Source organism: Collinsella aerofaciens (assembly GCF_039758965.1).
GTDB lineage: Bacteria > Actinomycetota > Coriobacteriia > Coriobacteriales > Coriobacteriaceae > Collinsella > Collinsella aerofaciens_BR.
In genome coordinates this window covers 1-16,806 of sequence record NZ_JBDMSL010000013.1, presented here as the reverse complement: position 1 = coordinate 16,806, position 16,806 = coordinate 1, and the positions used below count along the sequence as shown (strand labels likewise).

At 59.8% G+C, this 16,806-nt stretch carries 15 protein-coding genes; 6 read left to right on the top strand and 9 right to left on the bottom strand.

Annotated elements, in window-relative coordinates; genetic code table 11:
• Nucleotides 1-94: 94 nt before the first annotated feature.
• Both ABHU32_RS05500 and ABHU32_RS05495 read right to left on the bottom strand, forming a co-directional pair.
• Nucleotides 95-994 (bottom strand): DUF4097 family beta strand repeat-containing protein, encoded by a 900-nt coding sequence (locus ABHU32_RS05500; protein WP_346979320.1) that lies wholly within the window; start codon nucleotides 992-994, stop codon nucleotides 95-97.
• Entirely contained in the window at nucleotides 991-1,713 is a 723-nt protein-coding gene (locus ABHU32_RS05495) for a helix-turn-helix domain-containing protein (protein ID WP_346979319.1), read from the bottom strand. The genes ABHU32_RS05500 and ABHU32_RS05495 overlap by 4 nt, the downstream gene beginning before the upstream one ends.
• Before the next feature lie 219 nt (nucleotides 1,714-1,932).
• On the opposite strand from ABHU32_RS05495, the gene ABHU32_RS05490 reads away from it, so the two are divergent.
• From ABHU32_RS05490 to ABHU32_RS05480, 3 genes are all read left to right on the top strand, one after another.
• On the top strand, nucleotides 1,933-2,853 hold the full coding sequence (locus ABHU32_RS05490) for a class I SAM-dependent methyltransferase (RefSeq protein WP_342995616.1): 921 nt from the start codon (nucleotides 1,933-1,935) through the stop codon (nucleotides 2,851-2,853).
• 118 nt (nucleotides 2,854-2,971) lie between these two features.
• A complete protein-coding gene (gene trmB, locus ABHU32_RS05485; protein WP_346979317.1) occupies nucleotides 2,972-3,811 on the top strand; it encodes a tRNA (guanine(46)-N(7))-methyltransferase TrmB in 840 nt (279 codons plus the stop codon).
• A gap of 309 nt (nucleotides 3,812-4,120) precedes the next feature.
• Complete coding sequence (locus ABHU32_RS05480) at nucleotides 4,121-6,802, top strand: DEAD/DEAH box helicase (RefSeq protein ID WP_346979316.1); 2,682 nt, start codon at nucleotides 4,121-4,123, stop codon at nucleotides 6,800-6,802.
• An 80-nt stretch (nucleotides 6,803-6,882) separates the two neighbouring features.
• On the opposite strand, the gene ABHU32_RS05475 is transcribed toward ABHU32_RS05480, so the two are convergent.
• The 6 genes from ABHU32_RS05475 to ABHU32_RS05450 form a co-directional block, all read right to left on the bottom strand.
• On the bottom strand, nucleotides 6,883-8,640 hold the full coding sequence (locus ABHU32_RS05475; RefSeq protein WP_346979314.1) for a DUF2130 domain-containing protein: 1,758 nt from the start codon (nucleotides 8,638-8,640) through the stop codon (nucleotides 6,883-6,885).
• A gap of 140 nt (nucleotides 8,641-8,780) precedes the next feature.
• Nucleotides 8,781-9,326 carry a metallophosphoesterase gene (locus ABHU32_RS05470; protein ID WP_346979312.1) on the bottom strand — a complete coding sequence of 182 codons (546 nt, stop codon included), beginning with the start codon at nucleotides 9,324-9,326 and terminating at the stop codon, nucleotides 8,781-8,783.
• Nucleotides 9,327-9,392: 66 nt separating this feature from the next.
• Complete coding sequence (locus tag ABHU32_RS05465) at nucleotides 9,393-9,572, bottom strand: hypothetical protein (RefSeq protein ID WP_035137042.1); 180 nt, start codon at nucleotides 9,570-9,572, stop codon at nucleotides 9,393-9,395.
• Between the two features lie 18 nt (nucleotides 9,573-9,590).
• Nucleotides 9,591-9,917 (bottom strand): HIRAN domain-containing protein, encoded by a 327-nt coding sequence (locus tag ABHU32_RS05460; protein WP_035137041.1) that lies wholly within the window; start codon nucleotides 9,915-9,917, stop codon nucleotides 9,591-9,593.
• A gap of 122 nt (nucleotides 9,918-10,039) precedes the next feature.
• The gene (locus ABHU32_RS05455; RefSeq protein WP_346979310.1) at nucleotides 10,040-11,419 is read right to left on the bottom strand and encodes an aldehyde dehydrogenase; all 1,380 of its coding nucleotides are present in this window, start codon (nucleotides 11,417-11,419) and stop codon (nucleotides 10,040-10,042) included.
• A gap of 9 nt (nucleotides 11,420-11,428) precedes the next feature.
• Nucleotides 11,429-12,649, bottom strand: coding sequence for an iron-containing alcohol dehydrogenase (locus tag ABHU32_RS05450; protein ID WP_346979309.1), 1,221 nt, complete (start codon nucleotides 12,647-12,649; stop codon nucleotides 11,429-11,431).
• Between the two features lie 256 nt (nucleotides 12,650-12,905).
• On the opposite strand from ABHU32_RS05450, the gene ABHU32_RS05445 reads away from it, so the two are divergent.
• The gene (locus ABHU32_RS05445) at nucleotides 12,906-13,466 is read left to right on the top strand and encodes a ferritin family protein (RefSeq protein ID WP_022094328.1); all 561 of its coding nucleotides are present in this window, start codon (nucleotides 12,906-12,908) and stop codon (nucleotides 13,464-13,466) included.
• Between the two features lie 72 nt (nucleotides 13,467-13,538).
• Here the strand turns inward: ABHU32_RS05445 and pdxR are convergent, their stop codons facing one another.
• Nucleotides 13,539-14,954: a MocR-like pyridoxine biosynthesis transcription factor PdxR gene (pdxR, locus tag ABHU32_RS05440; RefSeq protein WP_346979307.1), complete on the bottom strand. Its 1,416-nt coding sequence runs from the start codon at nucleotides 14,952-14,954 to the stop codon at nucleotides 13,539-13,541.
• Nucleotides 14,955-15,099: 145 nt separating this feature from the next.
• Between pdxR and pdxS the strand changes: the two genes are divergently transcribed.
• Together pdxS and pdxT are read left to right on the top strand one after the other, a co-directional pair.
• Nucleotides 15,100-15,990, top strand: a complete 891-nt coding sequence (pdxS, locus tag ABHU32_RS05435; protein ID WP_195362033.1) for a pyridoxal 5'-phosphate synthase lyase subunit PdxS — start codon at nucleotides 15,100-15,102, stop codon at nucleotides 15,988-15,990.
• 20 nt (nucleotides 15,991-16,010) lie between these two features.
• Nucleotides 16,011-16,598, top strand: a complete 588-nt coding sequence (gene pdxT / locus ABHU32_RS05430; protein WP_346979306.1) for a pyridoxal 5'-phosphate synthase glutaminase subunit PdxT — start codon at nucleotides 16,011-16,013, stop codon at nucleotides 16,596-16,598.
• Nucleotides 16,599-16,806 lie beyond the last annotated feature (208 nt).

Genomic DNA, 16,806 nt, shown 5'->3' with positions numbered 1-16,806 from the left:
CCCATTGTAAAGGCAAAGGCGCCGGAGCCGATCTCGGCTTCGGCGCCTTCATCAAACAGCGTGTCTACGTTTACGGGTCTCCTAAAACCACCCGTCACTCCGAATCAAACGACATGTCGCCCGAGCCAATCTCAAATCGATACGTAGCAGACTTGTCACCGTTATCGAATTCAAGATTCAAAATAGTCTCTCCATCGTAGCCAAGCGGAAGGAAATCGCTCTCGAAGTCGCCACTGCCCAAGGTGAGGCTCGCCTTAAAGCCCGTAGAGTTCGGAACCGTCATCTCCACGTCGCCCGAGCCCACGCTCACGTCCATCGACTTCGCGGGCGCCTGGTAGAGCTCGAACGTCATGTCGCCCGAACCGACCTCGGCATTCAGGGTGTCGGTCACGGTGCCCGCAAACTCAACGTCTCCCGAATTCAACGTTATATCCAGATCATGGCACGCAATGTCCGCGACCGCCAGGTCGCCCGACCCTACATTCGCCGTAATGCCCACCAGGTTATCCGCAACATCTCGCGGCAGCTCAATGGTAATTGTGCGGTCAATCGCGCGCTTATCATCGTAGTCGAACTGACTAATCTTGAGCGTAGAGCCCTTGACCTCAGCAAGGTTCCGGGTAGCCGCATCAGAAGCAGACGCCCCCTTCGCAACGCGGCCGCTTTCGATAACACGCACCGGGCCGCCGGAGACGTGTTTGACCTCGACCGTGCCCGACGTCACGTCCAAGTCGAGCGATTGGAACGCGTCGGCATCAAACGTTTCACTCGAAAGCCGCTGAGGCCGAGCGGAATAGTTACCGCTATCCAAAAGATCGTCCTCGTCAAGCGCATCGTCCATACCAGACAAGCCGGATACAACATCGTCGAGATCCCACGGACCATCAAAATGAATCAATGTCCGCGAAACGCCAAAGACAAGCCCAACAATGAGCACAAACGCTCCGATGCCAACACCCAGGCGTACCTTGGATTCATGCGAAAGCTTCATCATTCGTCACCCTCTTTGGCACATGGCTCAGCGGTGGTCGTGGTAGCCACGTCAGCATCGGGTTCCGCAGAAGCATCCTTCCCCTGGGCCTTGATCGCCACCGGCGCCGGACCAACCTGAATATCCCCGCGTGCCCAATCACCATCGAGCGCACGCGCCACCCAGTGATAGATGGGAATCGTGAAGAAGATCAGCGCGGCAAAGGGGCCGGCACCAAACGGGAACATCAGCAAAAAGAACAGCAGCCAACACACAGCCCAATACGGGAACGACTGGAACGGGCCCTTCACCGGAGTCGAGCCAACTGCGCCGCCACTCGTCGCCTGAGCCGTCGCCGCATTGGCAGCCTGCGCACTCCAGCTTGCCGCTTGCGCTGCCTTGGCCGCAGCATCACTCGCCTGTGTTGCCGCCTCGGTAGCTCGTGCCGCCGCCTCATGGGTGCGTGCGCGCTCTGCCGCCTCGGCCTCGCGCTGACGAGCGCGGTCCTCGTTCTCAAACTCGATATCGTCCTCGATCTCGTCGCTCGGATTGAGCAGCTCGTCCAGGCTCACGCCATAAAGCTTGGCGAGCGAGATCAGGTTCTCGGTATCGGGTGAGCTCTCCGCGCGCTCCCATTTACTGACCGCCTGGCGCGACAGCCCCAGCTTTCGCGCCAGCCCTTCTTGGCTAAAGCCTTTGCTGCGGCGAAGGTCGGCGAGCCGCTGCGCAGTTTCTACATTCATGGTTCCTCCTATGTGATGCCAGCCGTGCCGCCGGACCGTTTTTGTTCTTAAGGCGCCTTGCACAGTTAAAAATCTATCCGCCACCGCTAAAAGCATGCCACCTATTCTAGTGAGATTTTTGACAACCGGCGGTTGCGGGTGCATATGAGCTGCGGAAATGTGTCCAAACAAAGCAATGACCCGTAGCTTGGTTGTCCCCGTTGCGGCGTTAACGGTAGTATGGTCGTACTGTTTATTCCGCACCGCCAACGGAGGGAGTTCCGCGCCGTGAACCGCGATTTCGCCTCATCGCTCATCCAGCTCAACAACACGTTCTATCGCGAGCACTCCGCCTCCTTCTCCGATACGCGCCAGGCCCCGTGGCCCGGCTGGGTGCGCACCATGGACATCGCGCTCGGGCAGCTCGACGTCGCCACGATCGAGCATCCCGTCCGCGTCTTTGATCTTGCCTGCGGCAATATGCGATTCGAGAATTTTGCCGCCGGCGGCGCACTTGCCGCCAAGGGCGTCGACGGCGCAAACCCCTCGGCAGATGCCAGCTGCCCGTTTGAGTTCTATGGTGTCGACTCGTGTCAAGATTTGGCTATCGATGCACATGGCCACGCCCTGCGCATTCCCAACCTGCACTTCCAGGAGCTCGACGTGCTCGACGCCCTCATGAAGCTCAACCCCGCCGAGACGCCCGACGTGCTTTTCGACGCCCCGCTCGCCGACATCTCGGTCTGCTTTGGCTTTATGCACCACGTGCCGTCGTGCGAGTACCGCGTACGCGTACTCGACGCCTTGGTGCGGCAGACGCGCCCGGGTGGCATCATCGCCATCAGCTTTTGGGAGTTTATGAACGACGAGCGCATGGCGCGCAAGGCCGTTCGAGCCGAAGCCCGCGCCGAGCTCACCCCGCCGTTTGAGGGTTACGATTCCGCGCAGTTTGAAGCCGGCGACCACCTCATTGGCTGGCAAAACGACCGCCACGCCTACCGCTATTGTCATCACTTTGACGATCAGCAGATTACCGACCTGGTGCGCGGCGTCCGTACGTTCTACAAGAGCGGCGAGGTCCCCGTGCGCGAGCTTGAGCGTTTCCATGCCGACGGTCGCAGCGGCGAGCTCAACCGCTATGTGATTCTCAAGCGTCTGTAGGCACCGACGACTCGCCGCCGAGCCGCACCGCATCTTTCGGGCAAACTATGCCCACCCTTTTTCAACCCATTGACGGAACGCGCAGCTATGCGTTCCATACTTATGACCAAGGAGCCTCATGGGAGCCGTCCACGTTCGCACGCCTAAGAACTTTGTGCTCGAGGAGCGCTTGGAGCGCTACGCCGATGCGATTGAGACGAACCCCGAGGCATATGCCGGAGATTGGCGCGAGGCCTGTGCGCCCGCAGGCAGCAAGCCCTTCGAACACCTTCACCTGGATCTTGGCTGCGGCAAGGGAACCTACCTTGTAGAGCGCGCGGCCCACGAGCCAAACACGCTCTTTGTCGGTATGGACCAGGAGCCCATCTGCATCGCTTATGCCGCACAGAAAATCTGCGAGCAGGAGCTATCCAACGCACTCGTCCTGCCCCGAGGCGCCGCATCGCTGCCGCAGCTGTTTGCCACAGGCGAGCTCGATGCCATCACCATCAACTTTCCCACACCGCAGCCCAAGGCCAAGTACGCCAAAAAACGGCTCGTCCATGTTGACCATCTGATGCTCTACCGCCCGCTCTTTTCAGCCGGCGCTACCGTCACGCTGCGCACCGACAGCAAGCCGTTGCGCGATTACGCCCTGGGACAGTTTGCCGCGGCAGGCTACGACACGCTTTGGGTAAGTGACGACGTCCGCCGCGACCATCCCGAGCATCCCGAGACCGAATACGAGTGCCGCACACGCGAGATGGGTGCCGTCGTCTACGGCATTTGCGCCACACCCGGCGCGCAGCCCAGCGATGAACGGCTCGCAGCGGGCCGCATGCAGGAGCAAAGCCTTGCGTGCTACCTGCCCGACAATCTCGATGAGCTCACTTATGTACCTCTGGGCATGGAAGAGGCCGTCGAGAACTTTAGAAACCGCGCCCGCAAAGGCAAGAAGCGCTTACCGCAGGAGTCCTAGGGGCTTCTGATGGTCGCGGTATCGGCGAACAAGCGCAAATAGGCGCCTGCGAACGGCCCTCAAACCTAAGTGAGTAGACTTTTCTGCAATAGCCAAGCACAGCCCGCATAACGAAAACTAAAACCGCAGGTAGAGCCCTTGCGCAAAAGCTATGTGCTCGCGATATCGCAAAAAGTCTACTCACTTAACTGACAACTGCACCATACGGCTGAGCAGAACGCCCATTTCCTGCATTTTCTCGCGCGCTGGCACCCCGTGCCGCCGCTACGCCATAATGGATGGCGGACAATCACGAGAGAAAGCAACCACATGGCACAGACCACGACAGATACCGCCGCCAGCACCGTCTCCGGCGCCGGCGCCGCCAGCTCATTCTCGGGCGGCACGGGAACCGAAGCTGAGTTCGGCTCGCTCGGCGCGCTCTCCCCCACCTGGTGGGAGCCCGAGGACGGCAGTGAGCCCGAACCATGGCTCACGCCCGATCAGGCCTTCGAACGCTTCTTTGAATGGACGAGCGATCGCGGTATTGAGCTGTGGGACCACCAGGAAGAGGCCCTCATGGACCTGGCCGCCGGCGATCACGTCATTTTGGGCACGCCGACCGGATCGGGCAAGTCGCTCGTCGCGCTGGGCATGCTCTTTATGGGCATGGCGCAGGGCAAACGCTGCTACTACACGGCTCCTATCAAGGCTCTGGTCAGCGAGAAGTTTTTCGACCTGGTACAGGTGCTCGGCCGCGATAACGTAGGCATGATCACCGGCGACACGCATATCAACACCAAGGCGCCCGTCATCTGCTGCACGGCCGAAATCCTTGCCAACGATGCGCTGCGCGAGGACGAGGACGCCGATGTGGGCTGCGTGGCCATGGACGAGTTCCACTACTTTGCCGACCCCGACCGCGGCTGGGCCTGGCAGGTGCCGCTGCTCACCCTGCCCCACACGCAGTTTATGCTCATGAGCGCCACGCTCGGCGATGTCACCGCCATCGCCGCCTCACTCGAGGAACACACCGGCGCTGCTTGCGACTTGGTTGTCGACGCCCCACGTCCTGTTCCGCTGAGCTACGACTACGTGACGACCTCCCTCGAGGGCACGGTCGAGCTCGCCATGCGCCGCGGCGAGGCCCCGCTCTATATCGTGCACTTTAGCCAGGATGCCGCCCTTGCGACGGCACAGTCGCTCGCCAATTTCGGCATTGCCAGCAAGGAGCAGCGCGAGGCCATTAAGGAAGCTGCCAAAGGCACGAGCTTCTCGACGGCCTTTGGCAAGATTCTCAAGCGCCTGCTTGGATGCGGCGTCGGCGTGCACCATGCTGGCATGTTGCCGCGCTATCGCCTGCTGGTCGAGCGCTTGGCGCAGCAGGGCCTGCTGCCCGTCATCTGCGGCACCGATACGCTCGGCGTCGGCATCAACGTACCCATTCACACCGTGGTGCTCACCGCGCTCACCAAGTTCGATGGCTACAAGATGCGTCGCCTGCGCGCCCGTGAGTTCCATCAGATCGCTGGTCGCGCCGGTCGCTCGGGCTTTGATACCGAGGGCATGGTCATCGCCGAGGCCCCGGAGCACGAGATCGAGAACGCCAAACTCATGGCCAAGGCGGGCGACGACCCCAAGAAGCTCCGCAAGATTAAAAAGAAGAAGGCCCCCGAGGGCTTTGTCACCTGGAACAAGCAGACCTTTGAGCGCCTGATCGAGACGCAGCCCGAAACGCTCAAGCCGCGCCTGCGCATCACACACTCCATGGTGATTAGCGTGGTCGAGCAGGGCGGCGATGCCCGAGCCCGCGTACACGACCTCATCGAGACGAGCCTGCAGACTCCCGAGGAAAAGGCTAAGCTCGAGGTTCGCGCCGACGAAATCTTCGCCACACTCATCGATTCCGGTGTCGTCGTTCGCACCGAGGTACCGCCCGCACCCGACGCCCCGACTGACGCCGCACCGGACATCGACTATGCGCTGACGGTCGATCTGCCCGAGGACTTCGCGCTCGACCAGCCGCTCTCGCCGTTCTTACTTGCCGCATTGGAGCTGCTCGATCCCGAGAGCGAGACCTATACCATGGATCTGATCTCAATGGTCGAGGCAACGCTCGAGGATCCCAAGCAGGTGCTGCGCGCACAGGAGCGCGCCGCACGCGACCGCGCGATGGCCGAGATGAAAGCCGACGGCATCGAGTATGAGGAGCGCTTGGAGCGCATTCAGGACGTCACGTATGAAAAGCCGCTCGAGGATTTGCTCGACGCCGCTTTTGACAAGTACTGCCAGGAAGTACCCTGGGCAAACGACTACCAGCTCTCTCCCAAGAGCGTCCTGCGCGATATGCTGGAAAGCGCGAGCGATTTTAAGGGCTATATCCAAAAGCTCGGCATCGCCCGCTCCGAGGGCATTCTGCTGCGCTACCTAGCCGAGGCTTACCGTTCCCTCGATCGCACCGTGCCCATTGAGAAGCGCGACGAGCGCCTGCGCGACATTATCTCATGGCTCGGCTTTGTGGTACGCTCGGTCGACTCGAGCCTGGTGGACGAGTGGGAGAACGCCGGCAACCCGGCAGCACTCGACGCCGCACCGCCGCAGGGCATCGACGAGGTCGTGGCTGACCGTCGCGGCTGCACCCTGCTGGTACGCAACGCACTCTTCCGCCGCGTGACCCTTGCCGCCCGCGAGCATGTTCGCGACCTGGGCGAACTCGACGACGACTGGGGCATGAGCGAGATTCGCTGGCAAAAAGCACTCGACGCTTACCACGAACAGCACGAGGAGATCCTCACCGACGGAGATGCCCGCAGCTCGGCAATGTTTTCCATCGATGAGTCCGACGAGAAAACCGCGCACGTATGGCACGTGCACCAGATCTTTGCCGACGAGGATGGAGACCACGACTTTGGCATCATGGGCGATGTCGATCTGGACGCCACGCAAGACGGCGGCGAGGTCATCTTCAAAAACTACCGCGTCGGCTTTATCGAGGACCTGCTCGAAGACTAGCCGGGCGCAATGGAACGAAACGAAGCGGGGCCGCTGGCAACATCGCCAGCGGCCCCGCTTTTTACGCGATACGCTATGCCTTACTCGGCATCCTCGACCTCATACGAATCCGCCTCGGCTGGCTCATCGTTTGTCTCTGTCGCAGCCCCGCGCGCCTCGTCAAACGCGGCCTTCATGGTCTTGTTGCCCCACGTGAGCTTGCGAATGGTAAGATCGTCCGCCTTCTTGTTGGCTAGGCGCAGGTTGTTCTCGGAGGACAGCAACGCCTCCTTGGTTTTCTGCAGGTGGCTAATCGTCTTGTCGATCTCATCGATCGCCGTTTGGAACTTGCGGATCGCGATCTCGTAGTTGCGACCGAAATCATTCTTGAACTTTTCCATCTTGGCTTCGAAGTTCGTGACGTCGATATTCTGCTGCTTGTACTCCGCTAGCTCCTGCTTATAGCGCAGCGAACCCATGGCGGCGTTGCGCAGCAGCGTAATCATGGGAATGAAAAACTGCGGACGGATCACGTACATCTTCTCGTAGCGATAGCTCACGTCGACTATCCCTACGTTATAGAGCTCGCTCTCGGGCTCCAGCAGGGTGCAGAGCACCGCGTACTCACAACCTTTCTGGCGACGATCGTGATCGAGTTTCTTAAAGAAGTCCTCGTTTTTGTGCTTGGTCGCAGTCTCGTCGTTCTCGTTTTTCATCTCGAACATAATCGAAATGACCTCGTTGCCGCTCGCGTCGCACTCGCGGAAGATAAAGTCGCCCTTGGTACCCTCGGACGCATCGTTATCTTTCTCGAAGTACGCGTTAGGAAACGCCGTCATGCGCAGACGGTTAAACTCGGTCTCGCAGTGCTGCTCGAGCGACTCGCCCACCATCTTGGTGGACAGGCGGACCTTCATGTCCTTAAGGCGCTCAATCTCTTCATCCTTGTAGCGAATCAGGTCATCGCTCGCGCGCTTGGCCTGCGCAAGCTCGAGCTCGTGTGCCGCCTTGGCTTGCTCCTCGCGAGAATCGCGCACCGCCAGCTCGCTCGTCAGCTTGGCACGTGCCTCATCGCGCTCTCGTTCCGCCGCGGCGACCGCCTCTGACAGGTTCATTTTTGCCATCAGTTCCTGCTCGCGCAGCTGGGCACGCAGGCCCTCGGCCTCTTGCTCGGACTGAGCCTTTGCGGCGGAAAACTTCTCTTGCACCTTCGCGCGATAGTCAGCAAGCGCGCGCTCGGCCTCGCTGCGAGCGGCATCGAGCTCACGCTGCGACTCTGCCGCGGCAGCGGCAAGCGCCATCTCCTGGGCCTTGTCCGCCGCGGCAAGCCTGGCCTGCAGCTCGGCAATCTGAGCGTCGCGTGCAGCTAAATCGTTTTGAGCAGCGTTGCGCGCCGCCGACTCGGCAAGCTTTGCTTCGTCATCTTTGCGCCCAAGCTGCGCACGCAGGCTATCAATCTCACGCTGGAGTTCGGCATTCTCTTTTTGAGCATTGGCTCGTGCCTCAACCGCCGCGCGTTGGCTTGCACTCTCGCGCTCTGCGGCAGCGCCCTCGAGCTTAGCGCGCAGCTCGGCAAGCTCAGCATCGCGCTTGGCAACCTCTTGCGCCAGTTTCTGATCCGCAGTGTTCTTCTGCTCGACAAGCTGGGCATTGCGCTGAGACTCTGCCTGTTGCAAGGCAGCCGTCGAACGCGAGCGCTCAAGCTCCAGCGCCTGCTCACCCTCACGCTGGACTGCCTTCACACGCTCATCCAGGTCGCGCGAGAACTCGGCATCGCGCACCTGCTTGACGATATCCGCATAGCCGGATGCATCGACCTTAAAAACTTCGCCGCAATGCGGGCACTTGATCTCGTTCATAGCAGCTCCTCGATGGACGCAAATATCAACCGGCTACACTCTACCGCGCCGCGCGGACAAAAAAGGCGCCGCCGCCATAATGGCAACGGCGCCAGAACCACCACAAAGCCACCTGCCCCCCCTTTGTGGTGGTTTGAGGGCTACAGTCTAAAGAAGCTCAAGATCTGGTCTCGGCTTACGGGCTTGTAATCGTTGGCATCGAGACCGACATCGTAGCGAAAGATAGGGCGCTCGCGATCGCGGTTGCGTGCGTTGGCGCGGTCACCCCTGCTGTGGATATGCCCATGCAGCATAATGGCGCCACGTGCCTTGCCGTTCCAGCTGAGCATGGGGTAGTGGCTCATAACCAGACGATGGCCCTTGGCATAGCCGGGAGCAATCTCCAGGTAATCGCGCACGTCTTCCCAAATCTGCGGTACGTCGGAATCTTCCCAGTCGCCGTCATGGTTACCGCGGATGAGCGTCACGTTCTGGCATTCGATACGCTCGCGCAGGCGCACCGCCTCCGCCAGGGGCAAACGATAGGTAAAGTCACCCAGAATATAGAGGCGGTCGTCCGCAGCCACGCACTCATTGATGGCATCGATGACCTTGCGGTTCATCTCCTCGACCGAGCCAAACGGCCGGTCCATGTCGTGCAAGATATTCGTATCGCCCAGGTGCAGGTCGGCGGTAAACCACATCATCGTCTATGCCCTCATTTCGCAACGTGTTCAACTCGTGCTAAGTATACAGACGTAGCGATGCGGCGGTTATCCAAAGAGCCCGCCGAACAGTCCGCGGCGGCGCTTGTCTTGCTTTTTCGAAGCGTCACCCTGAGTTTTCTTGTCCTGCCGCATCTTACGGTCCTGTTCCAGCTCATCGTCATCGAGTAGCACATCCCACTCAAACGGATCATCTGCCAGATCAAACAGGTCATCGTCATCAAACATGGCAGCCTCCATTGCCGACTAGCGAGCATCCACCACGTAGAGCCCAACGCGCACCTGATGCCACGGGCTGCGCTCGGGGGCAACCTGTTGCACACGGGCCTCAAATACGTCCTCGTGGCCGTAATACATCATCAAGGACAGTGGGCCGACCTCGTTTCCCGGAACGTAGCCAAGTTTGGTCTTGCCATAGTAGATCGCAACTGCCTCGGGGTCATGGGGATTATCGCGCTCGGCACACAGCGTCAGCTTATCGCCCGCTTTAAGATCGCCCAGGACCAAGGCGCCATCGGCATACTGAAATCCTGCAATGTGAAATGACAGAAGAACACGTGAAGGCTCGTACATAGCAGCTCCTCTAACAGCCGGATAAATCGGCGCTTAACCGTACTGAGAAGCTTACGGGGCCGTGCGGACACAAATTCATCCTGCCTGCGCCTTTCGACCGTTTGTCGCTACGCCATCTGATTCTAATGCACAAACATGCGCACGAACTTGTGCTTCCAGCTTGCGTAAGGAGCATAGCGGAATGGCACGTCCAGCCACGTTGCCTTGTTCACGATGCTCTTCTTGTGGCTAAACGTATCGAAGCTCTCGCGTCCATGGTACTGCCCCATACCGCTCGCACCCATGCCACCAAAGCCCATATGGCTCGTAGCCAAGTGCATAATCGTGTCGTTGACGCAGCCGCCGCCAAAGGGCACGTAACGCACAAAGCGCTGCTGAACTGCGCGATCCTGGCTAAAGATATACAGAGCCAGCGGCGTCGGACGATCCGTAATAAACGTCTCGGCCTCGTCTAGGCTCTCAAACGTCAGCACCGGCAAGATGGGGCCGAAAATCTCCTCCTGCATCACGGCGTCATCGGGGGTCACGCCGTCCAAAATCGTCGGCTCAATCTTGAGCGATGACTCGCGCGCCGTGCCTCCAAGCACAACCTTATCGGGATCGATCAGTCCACGCACGCGCGCAAAATGCTTGGCGTTGACGATATGCCCATAATCCTCGTTACCGAGCGGATGCTCGCCAAACATACGGCGGGCCTCTTCCCTGATGAGGTCCAGCAGCTCGTCGTGCACGCGCGCATCGACCAGCAGGTAGTCGGGCGCCACGCAGGTCTGCCCCACGTTGAGCCATTTACCAAAGGCGACACGCCGCGCCGCAACCTTCAAGTTTGCCGTCGCATCCACGATGCAGGGGCTCTTTCCGCCCAGCTCAAGCGTCACGGGCGTAAGGTTTTTACTTGCGCGCTCCATGACGAGTTTGCCGACCGGAACGCTACCGGTAAAGAAGATCTTGTCCCAGCACTCATCGAGCAGCGCTTCGTTTTCGGCGCGCCCGCCCTCGACAACCGTCACCAAACGGGGGTCAAACGCCTCTTCGCAGATTTGCTTGAGCACCGTGCTCGATGCCGGAGCATAGGCACTCGGCTTGATGACCACGGTATTGCCCGCGGCAAGGGCGCCGGCGAGCGGCTCGAGCGTCAACAAAAACGGGTAGTTCCACGGTGCCATGATGAGTGTGACGCCATAGGGCACGGCTTGCGTTTTGCACACGCTCACGGCGTTAGCGAGATCGCACGGACGCAGGCGCGGACGACTCCACCGAGCCACGTGAGCGATCTGATGTCGAATCTCGGAAAGCGACGTACCAATCTCGCACATATAGGCCTCGTCATGCGACTTCCCCAAATCGGTCTTGAGCGCATGGGCGATATCGGCCTCGTGGGCCCGCACCGCATCGCGTAAACTCACGAGCGCGCGACGTCGAACATCGACATCAAACGTGGCGTGCGTCTTAAAGTAGGCGCGCTGATCGCCGACGATGCGCGCAATTTCCTCGGTGTTCATGGCACCCTCCTAGTTCTCGTCCTCAAACATACCACCCGCGACGACCTCGTACATATGCTCGAGCTCCGAGCGGTCCATCAAAAGCGGAACGGGGTACAGCGGATTGGCCTCGGCATCGGCATGCGCCGCCATCTGCGGAATGTCGGAGCGGCGAATGCCCGAGACATATTTGGGGATTCCCAGGGCCTCGTTCATGCGGTCGACCCAATCGATAAAGGCCTCGGCCGCAAGACTGTCCTGCGCGGTAGCCGGCGCAATGCCCGCCATGCGAGCAAGATCGGCAAGCTTGGGGGCGGCGGCGTCACCATAAGCGCGAAGCATGTGCGGCAGGATGATCGCGTTGGCCAAACCGTGCGGAATCCCGTAACGCCCGCCCAGGCTGTGTGCGATTGCATGAACGTATCCAACATAGGAGCGCGTAAAGGCAACACCCGCCTTATACGCCGCCGAAAGCATATTGCGACGAGCGCGCATGTCGTCACCATGCTCATAGGCCTCGAGCAAATTGTCGTGGATAAGCTGCACCGCCTGTCGCGCCATCTTACGCGTATAGGGCGTGGTGCTTCGCCCGATAAAGGCCTCAACGGCATGCGTCAGGGCGTCCATGCCCGTCTGCCCCGTAATGGAAGCGGGCAAGCCGCACGTAAACTCGGGGTCGTGGACTGCAAAACGCGGGATGAGCACAAAGTCGTTAATGGGGTATTTGTAGTGCGTCTCGTCATCGGTAATTACCGCCGCAAGCGTGACTTCGCTTCCCGTACCGGCGGTAGTGGGAACCGCAATAAGCAGCGGCAGGAGACGATGAATCCGCAGTAGGCCGCGCATCTTGTTGATGGGCTTGTTTGGCTGCGCAATGCGCGCCCCCACACCCTTGGCGCAGTCCATGGCTGATCCTCCGCCAAAACCGATAATGGCCTGACAGGCGCTCTCTCGATACAGGAACGCCGCTTCCTCCACGTTTGAGACCGTGGGGTTCGCACGCGTTTCGGCATAGACCGTAACGCCAATCCCCCTGGATGCGAGCGCCGTCTCGAGCGGTGCCGTGAGCCCCAGACGGGCAATGCCGGGATCCGTCACGATAAGGACCTTCTGAATCGAGCGCTTTTGAAGCACCGCGGGCACATCCTTGGCATGCTCTAAAATGCGCGGCTCGGTATAGGGCAGGATCGGCAATGCAATGCGAAAAACTGTCTGATATGTTCGGCACCAGGCACGACGGGCTAGATGCATAAAGGAAACTCCTTCATTTGTTGATAGGTCAACATTTGCTCGCCCGATTGTACTCAGCAAAGATCGCAGACGGCTTCCCAATCGTTAATCAATCAACATCTTCATATCTCGAAATTGTTTTATTAAAAATCATTCCTAATAGGCTTCACATTTGGTTGCATTTATGGATAATAGAACTCGTCAAGACGCACGTCCGGAGAGGGCCCTTACGGGACCGGACGAGCGCACAATCGCCATCGATCGAAAGGATCGAATCATGAAGTTTGTTTGCCCCGTTTGCGGTTATGTGGAAGAGTTCGACGGCGACCAGCTGCCCGAGGATTTTAAGTGCCCCCAGTGCGGCGTTCCCGGTTCTCGTTTCCTGAAGCAGGAGGAGGGTCAGCTCGAGTGGGCTGCCGAGCACGTCGTGGGCGTCGCCAAGATGGAGGGCGTCTCCGAGGACATCGTTGCCGACCTGCGCGCCAACTTTGAGGGCGAGTGCTCCGAGGTCGGTATGTACCTGGCCATGGCTCGCGTCGCTCATCGCGAGGGTTATCCCGAGATAGGCCTGTACTGGGAGAAGGCTGCCCACGAGGAGGCCGAGCATGCCGCCAAGTTCGCCGAGCTCCTGGGCGAGGTCGTGACCGACTCCACCAAGAAGAACCTCGAGATGCGCGTTGAGGCCGAGAACGGCGCCACCGCCGGCAAGACCGATCTTGCCAAGCGTGCCAAGGCCGCCGGCCTCGATGCCATCCACGACACCGTGCACGAGATGGCTCGCGACGAGGCCCGCCACGGCAAGGCTTTCGCCGGCCTGCTCAAGCGCTACTTTGGCTAAGCCAACCGCCTGAGACATAACCTCAAGCTCGATGAGGCCCGGACCGTATTGGTTCGGGCCTTTTTCGTGGGCTTATTGCAGCCGTTCTTGAAGAACAATGAGTGACTGAGGGCTCAGGTCGTCGTATTGAATAAGGACGCGAGATGGAGCGTTCTTAGTCGAAGCCCGATCACCCGTCCACAGGCAATCGGCGATGTTGACATAGGAAATACGAGCGTCAGCAAGAGCCTTCGCGAAACTCTCCCCAGCCCCATCCTCGGACAGGGCAACGGTACAGTAAAGGCCCGCGTCTGCATGCTCGATCGAGACCTCTCCTGCCGGAAATACCTTCCGCACAAGCGCCATCAGGCCATCACGCGCCTCGCGAGCACGAACGCGCACGCGGTTCACATGTCGCTCGTAATCACCCGATTCCAGCAAACGCGCCAAAGCGACCTGATCAACAGAGCTCACCGACGAGGCGTAGAAACCAAGGTTGCGCCTAAACCGCTCCATTAACTCATCGGGCAACACCATGTACGCCAAACGCAACGCCGATGAAAGGCTCTTCGAAAACGTGTTGGTGTAGATAACCGACTGGGCGGCATCGATCGACGCGAGCGCGGGAATCGGCTTCCCGGCAAGGCGAAACTCACAATCAAAGTCATCTTCGATGAGATACCGACCTGGTCGCTCTGCGGCCCAGCTCAGCAGCGCATAGCGACGCGCAATGCGCGTCACCAGGCCGGTCGGATACTGATGGGACGGCATCAGGTGAAGGACACCGGTCCCACTTTTCTGCAGAGTACTCAAGTCCACGCCGCCATCATCCAACGGGATATGCCGAACGTTGCAACCCATAGCCTGATAGATGCGCGTCAGGCGCAAATATCCCGGATCCTCAACGGCATACACCTTGTCGGCTCCAAGTAACTGAACCAACATGGTATCGAGCAGCTGGGCGCCCGCACCGATAACGATGTTGTCGGGATCGATATTCATGCCCCTCGTCCCACGCAGATGGTGAGCGATAGCGCGTCGTAGCCGAGCGGTGCCCTGTGCCGGTGCGGGCGAAAAGATCTCGCGCTCGTCTTCGGATGTCAACGTCGCCCGCAGTGCGCTTTGCCAAAGCCGCGCCGCCTCCAAAGCGGAAGGAGAGAGCGGGGCGAATTGCTCGGTCCGTCCGTTGACATCATGCGCGCTGGGGCCCACAGAGACGGTATCTCGGTCGATGCCCCCCGCAGCCAAAGGCAAAACCGGTGCATCCGAAAGCTCGCAAGCGTAGTAGCCACGCCGCGGCTTTGAGCAAATATAGCCCTCGGCAAGTAACTGGCTATATGCATTCTCGATGGTAATGACACTGATTCCCAGATGACTGGCAAAGGCGCGCTTAGACGGCAAATGCTCCCCCGCCGCAATGCGTCCAGCTACGATATCATCTCGAATTTGCTGGTAAACATACTCGTAGAGCGATGCCTCGCCGCGTTTTTCCAAATTGTAGTCAAGCATGAATTTGTCACCTGACCTTATTAAGTCATTCAATCTGGTATTAGTCTGACCTTGTTATTATCTCGAAAACTGAGTATTTCGCCATACCCAGCTCCCCGATAGGATGTTCCGTCAAGCAATGCACATGCCAACCAAGGGAGCAACCATGGCAGAACAGACCAGCAAGGCCGATCGCGTCAAACTCAACCGCGAACTCGCGCAGATGCTCAAGGGCGGCGTCATCATGGACGTCACCACGCCCGAGCAGGCGCGCATCGCCGAGGAGGCAGGCGCCTGCGCCGTCATGGCTCTCGAGCGCATCCCGGCCGACATCCGCGCCGCAGGCGGTGTGTCGCGCATGAGCGACCCCAAGATGATCAAGGGCATCCAAGAGGCCGTCTCCATCCCCGTCATGGCCAAGTGCCGCATCGGTCACATCGTCGAGGCGCAGGTCCTTCAAGCCATCGAGATCGACTACATCGATGAATCCGAGGTTCTCTCCCCCGCCGACGATGTCTACCACATCGACAAGACCCAGTTTGACGTCCCGTTTGTCTGCGGTGCCCGCGACCTGGGCGAGGCGCTGCGCCGTGTTGCCGAGGGCGCCACGATGATCCGCACCAAGGGCGAGCCGGGCACGGGCGACGTGGTCCAGGCCGTGCGCCACATGCGCAAGATCCAAAAGCAGATCCGCGACGTTGTTGCCCTGCGCGATGATGAGCTCTTTGAGGCAGCCAAGCAGCTGCAGGTTCCGGTCGAGCTGGTGCGCGAGGTCCATGCCACGGGCAGGCTTCCCGTCGTGAACTTTGCCGCCGGCGGCGTAGCGACCCCCGCCGACGCCGCGCTGATGATGCAGCTGGGCGCCGAAGGCGTCTTTGTGGGCTCGGGCATCTTTAAGAGCGGCGACCCGGCCAAGCGCGCCGCCGCCATCGTCAAGGCCGTGGCCAACTTCACCGACGCCAAGCTCATCGCTGAGCTTTCGGAGGACCTGGGCGAGGCCATGGTGGGCATCAACGCCGACGAAATTGAGATCATCATGGAGGAGCGCGGGCGCTAGTCCAGCAGAAAGGATCGCACATGAGCGATTACGCAGACCAGACGGTCGCCGTGCTGGCGGTCCAAGGCGCTTTTGCCGAGCACGAGGCAAGGCTATCCGAGCTGGGCGCACGTTGTATTGAGCTGAGGCAGGCGGCTGATTTGAAGCAGGACTTTGACCGTCTGGTACTTCCCGGCGGCGAGTCTACCGTTCAAGGGAAGCTGCTTGATGAGTTGGACATGCTCGAGGAGCTTCGTGCCCGTATCGCTGAAGGTATGCCCGTCCTGGGCACCTGCGCCGGCCTAATTCTGCTGGCTCACGACCTTGCCGCCCATGACGATAAGGGCACGCCGCGTTTGGCAACCATGGATGTACTTGTCGAGCGCAATGCCTACGGCAGGCAGCTCGGCAGCTTTCGCACCAAGGGGCAGGTAGGCGGTATCGACGGTGAGGTGCCGCTGACGTTTATCCGCGCGCCCCGCATCGTCGAGGTCCACGGCGACGCCAAGGCTTTAACGAAAGTCGACGGCCGTATCGTCGCCGCCCGTCAGGGCAACCAGCTCGGCGTAACCTTCCACCCCGAACTCGACGAAGACACCCGCCTCCACGAAATGTTTCTACAAATGTAGGCATCGAAATCAACAAACAAAATGAGAGTGGATAATCTCCCACTTTGAGCTTGAATGCAGACTCAAACCGGGAGATTATCCACTCTCATGCTATGCAATCGTTGGGGACGTTCTTAAACGACTAGTCAAACAAGAACGTCCATTACAGTCGAAATTGTCAGCCTGGGACCATCTCGGGCTACGATTGAGGCGCGCCCAGAACGGGCCG